General features: G+C 35.0%; 4 protein-coding genes. All 4 read right to left on the reverse strand.

The genetic code is table 11. From position 1 onward, the window contains the following. Positions 1 to 398: 398 nt before the first annotated feature. Positions 399 to 743: a 50S ribosomal protein L20 gene (gene rplT, locus M2326_RS17300; RefSeq protein WP_108740913.1), complete on the reverse strand. Its 345-nt coding sequence runs from the start codon at positions 741 to 743 to the stop codon at positions 399 to 401. A 176-nt stretch (positions 744 to 919) separates the two neighbouring features. After that, positions 920 to 1,117, reverse strand: a complete 198-nt coding sequence (gene rpmI / locus M2326_RS17305) for a 50S ribosomal protein L35 (RefSeq protein ID WP_022827375.1) — start codon at positions 1,115 to 1,117, stop codon at positions 920 to 922. A gap of 128 nt (positions 1,118 to 1,245) precedes the next feature. After that, a complete protein-coding gene (infC, locus tag M2326_RS17310; protein WP_413603281.1) occupies positions 1,246 to 1,803 on the reverse strand; it encodes a translation initiation factor IF-3 in 558 nt (185 codons plus the stop codon). Positions 1,804 to 1,819: 16 nt separating this feature from the next. Continuing rightward, positions 1,820 to 3,766: a threonine--tRNA ligase gene (gene thrS / locus M2326_RS17315; protein ID WP_108740915.1), complete on the reverse strand. Its 1,947-nt coding sequence runs from the start codon at positions 3,764 to 3,766 to the stop codon at positions 1,820 to 1,822. Positions 3,767 to 5,090: the final 1,324 nt, after the last annotated feature.

The raw sequence follows: 5,090 nt of genomic DNA on the forward strand, positions 1-5,090 counted from the left end.
ATGATAACTTCATAATTGAAGACTAGCAACATGCAGACTTTAAGTCTGACAACCAAATCTATGGACTTTAAGTCCATAGTGGTTTAGTTTTATTACTATGGCTATAAATGGATTTGATGTTAATTTCTACAAGATTTATAATGCTATCGGTAATATGATCTATTTTAATTTGTTCGATTATACTCCTTTTTTGATACAGTTTAGTTGAGATAAGGGTGTATTAGAATTAATAGATTAGTTGTGTTATTGTTGATAATTAGGTTACTAGAGCATATTATCATTTTAATTGGGTGCTATTTTTTATTGTCAAATATAGCGTGGTTGCAAAAAAAAACCCCAATCAAATGATTGAGGTTTTCTATATAAGTAAGTAATCTTAAATCGAGTTGATAAAACGTTTATTTTACTTTATTAAGTACAGCTTTGAATGCTTCTGGGTGGTTCATAGCCAAATCTGCAAGAACTTTACGGTTCAATTCGATATTGTTCTTTTTTACTTTACCCATGAATTGTGAATAAGACATTCCTTCCAATCTAGCTCCAGCGTTGATACGTTGAATCCATAATGCACGGAAATTTCTTTTGTTCACTTTTCTATCACGGTAAGCGTAGCACATTGCTTTTTCTACCGCATTTTTAGCAACTGTCCAAACGTTTTTACGTCTACCAAAGAAACCTTTGGCTTGCTTCATTATTTTTTTTCTTCTTGCTCTTTTAGCAACTGAATTTACCGATCTTGGCATAATTTTTATGTTTTTTTGTAGCAGGCGTCCCGAATTTAATCAAGAGAACTTAAAAGCCATACTCCAAGGTTATTTTAAATTGTTTTAACCTAAAGAAGTTAAAAAAAAGTTAGAGGTTAGGGGTTAGAGGTTAAAGGTTTTGAAACGCTTAACAATTAACTCTTAACTAATAACAATTATATAATTCTTAATTGTTGTTTGATACTTTTCATATCTGTTTTGTGAACTAGCGCTGAGTGTGTCAAGGCTAATTTACGTTTCTTAGATTTTTTAGTCAAGATGTGACTTTTAAAAGCATGCTTTCTTTTAATCTTTCCAGAACCAGTAACTTTAAAACGTTTCTTGGCGCTAGATTTGGTTTTCATTTTAGGCATTTTTTCCTAGTGTTTTTTAATTTATTCTTACTTACTTATATTTTCTCCTTCTGTACTCCCTCCCCAAAAGGGAGGGAGTACAGAAGTATGCTTCAATCCTTTTTGTTCCCCTTCAGGGGTTAGGGGGATTATTTTTTCTTCTTAGGAGCAATGAACATAATCATTCTCTTTCCTTCCAAAACTGGCATAGCTTCTACTTTACCAAATTCTTCAAGATCTGTTGCTAATCTCAACAACAAGATTTGACCTTGGTCTTTGTAAATGATAGAACGACCTTTAAAGAATACAAATGCTTTTAATTTCGATCCTTCTTTCAAGAATTTCTCAGCATTTTTTCTTTTAAATTCATAATCGTGCTCATCTGTCTGAGGACCAAAACGAATCTCCTTCACAGTTACCTGTGTTGATTTAGCTTTTAAGATTTTGTCACGTTTCTTTTGCTCGTAAACAAATTTCTTGTAATCCATAATCTTGCAAACCGGTGGTTCTGCATTCGGCGAAATTTCTACAAGATCCAATTCAAATTGGTCTGCTAATCTCAATGCTTCAGCAAGTTTAAAAACCCCTGGTTCAATGTTCTCACCAACAAGTCTCACTTCTTGCAACCCACGAATATGTTGATTTATTCTATGGGCATCCTTTTTTTCTACGCGAGGTTGATAACCTCTATTGCTTCTTATTGCTATGGCTTTATAATTTAAGTTAAACTGTAAATGTTTTTAATGTCTTTTTAATCTCTTCGTCAACAATAGCAGCAAATTCTTCTATTGTGATCGTAATATTTCCTTTTCCTTCTTGTCCATGACGACGGATAGAAATCGTACCGTTTTTCTCCTCTTCCTCACCTACAATCAGCATAAACGGAATTTTCTGCATCTCTGCATCTCTAATTTTCTTCCCGATTGTCTCATTTCTGTTGTCAATCTGGGCGCGAATTTCGTGATTTTCTAGCAAATCTAAAACTTTTTTGGCATATATTTCATATTTCTCGCTCAAAGACAATATAATAGCCTGTTCAGGCATTAACCACAATGGGAAATTTCCTGCAGTGTGTTCTAGCAAGATAGCAATGAAGCGTTCCATGGAACCAAATGGAGCTCTGTGAATCATCACTGGTCGGTGCAATTCATTGTCAGATCCTTTGTATGTTAATTCAAAACGTTCGGGTAAATTGTAGTCAACCTGAATCGTTCCTAATTGCCATTGTCTTCCCAGAGCGTCTTTTACCATAAAGTCAAGCTTAGGGCCATAAAAAGCGGCTTCGCCATACTCAACCACAGTTCGTAAACCTTTGTCAGCGGCAGCGTTTATAATAGCGCTTTCTGCTTTTTCCCAATTTTCGTCTGTACCAATATATTTTTCTCTGTTCTCTTTGTCTCTTAACGAAATCTGAGCTGTAAAATCTTCAAAACCTAATGATCCAAATACATAAAGCACCAAATCAATTACTTTCTTGAACTCTTCGTCCAATTGTTCAGGAGTACAAAAAATATGCGCATCATCTTGAGTAAACCCTCTCACACGTGTCAAACCATGAAGCTCACCACTTTGCTCGTAACGGTAAACAGTACCAAATTCAGCATAACGCTTAGGTAGATCTTTATAAGACCAAGGACGTACGTTATAGATTTCACAGTGATGTGGGCAGTTCATCGGTTTTAATAAAAACTCTTCACCTTCGTTAGGAGTAGTTATCGGTTGAAAACTGTCTGCACCATATTTTGCATAATGGCCAGAAGTTACATAAAGTTCTTTTTGTCCAATATGAGGTGTCGCAACTTGCTCGTAACCTGCCTTTTTTTGTGCTTTTTTCAAAAATTGCTCCAATCTTTCTCTCAAAGCAGCTCCTTTAGGCAACCATAACGGCAAACCTGCACCCACTTTTTGTGAAAAAGCAAACAATTCCAATTCTTTCCCTAATTTTCTATGATCTCTACGTTTTGCCTCTTCAAGCAATGCTAGATATTCTGTAAGATCCTTTTGTTTTGGAAAAGATGTACCGTATACACGAGTCAATTGCTTGTTTTTCTCGTCTCCACGCCAATAAGCACCCGCAACACTCATTACCTTCATAGCCTTGATGATTCCAGTATTCGGAATATGACCTCCGCGACACAAATCGGTAAAGGTATCATGGTCGCAAAAAGTAATTGTACCGTCTTCAAGGTTGGTAATCAACTCTGTTTTATAAACATTGTCCTTATATAATTCCAAAGCATCTGCTTTAGTTACAGGACGTAATTTAAATTCATGTTTGCCTCTCGAAATTTCAAGAACACGATCTTCGATTTTCTTAAAGTCTGCTTCTGTTATTTTTTGTTCTTCAAAATCAACATCATAGTAAAAACCATTTGCAATCGCAGGTCCCAATGTCAATTTGATTCCAGGATACATTTCCTCAAGAACTTGCGCCATAACGTGCGAAGTCGAATGCCAGAAAGCTTTTTTACCACCTTCATCATTCCATGTATATAAAACAAGACTTCCGTCCGTGGTCAATGGAGTCGAAGTTTCAATGGTGGTACCATTAAATGATGCCGAAATTACATTTCTAGCAAAACCTTCGCTAATACTTTTAGCTACATCCATCGGAGTTACGTCAGGCGCATACTCTCTAACTGACCCATCGGGCAAAGTAATCTTAATCATTGTATATTAAATTTAAGATTGCAAATATAGCGCATTACAAAAATACATACAATATATAATAGGTTTGTTTTGATAAATTATAGCGTATAGTATAGGTAGGGTTATAATAGGTTTAATCAATGCAGTTTTGTTTGGGTGATTGTTTTTTTCAGGAGCAGTACGTCCAGTTTCCATTTGTTAATTCAGTCACGTTATCCGCTCCAATCTTTTTTGCGGCCAAAAAAAGCCTCAAAAAAGGATTTCCACTACTACCGGGGCTAGGAGGGAAGTATTGTTCTTCTTTGTTAATATCGTCAAGTACTATTTCAAACTACATTATATAGGTATGTAATTGGAATCAATCTTTAATGTTTGCATTTGTACAACTGTTCATTTTGTATGCCATAGAAAAATGTCAAGTACATTATACTGATTTGGGTAGATCGGTCAGCTTTTTGGTTATCTAACTATTGAGAGACTACTTTTTGAAAGGTATAGATTTTTCAATAGTTAAATGTGTAAAATATAAATCCATCTTTTTTTTGTTTTCTTGGATAAATATATAGCGCATTACTACCTATCGTCTGGATTTACAATAATTGTTGTCTACTTGTTTAATTTCAAAGTGTTCTGCTCATGAAACTTCAGAATCAGGATGGGTAATTATTCGAGGTTATATTTAATAGGTTTGGTGAATTCAGCTGCTTAGTGTAACAGGTAGTATATGTATGTATGTGAGCTAGGTGAACGTTTATGAAGCCACATATTATTAATAGTATCCAATTTCAGCTTACAAGCGCCTCCGTATAATGTAATTAAATTTTCTAATGCCGTTAGGCATGGCAAATAGGTAGCAAAAAAAAAGATTTACGTCATCAAGGTAGTGCCGTAGGCACGACATATAATTTCTAGTCACGTTCATTTTAATGTACTGTGTGTACAATAGTATCATTAGGGATGATGCGTATTTTAGCAAGTCTAAAAGGTTTTCATGAAAAACCATATAGTAGGTACAATTCACCAGTGGTATAAACAATGCCGTTAGGCATGATATATTGGTAGATAAAAAATTTCACACAATCAAGGTAGTGCCGTAGGTACGACATGTGATTCAAAAGGCAGATTTAGGACTTCATTTATAGTCACATTCATTTAAAAACACTGTGAGTAGAATAATGCTGCTAGATACCATGAGCTGTGGCAAGTCGAAAAGGTGTACATACCACAAAATATTAACCACAGTTCACCAATGGAATAAATAAAGCCGTCAGGGATGAAATATCTGTAGCGAAAAAAGATTTACGTCATGAAGGTAGTGCTGTAGGTATGAAATTTCATTTTGGGA

Origin of the sequence: Flavobacterium psychraerolatum, assembly GCF_025960985.1 — a bacterium.
Taxonomy (GTDB): domain Bacteria; phylum Bacteroidota; class Bacteroidia; order Flavobacteriales; family Flavobacteriaceae; genus Flavobacterium.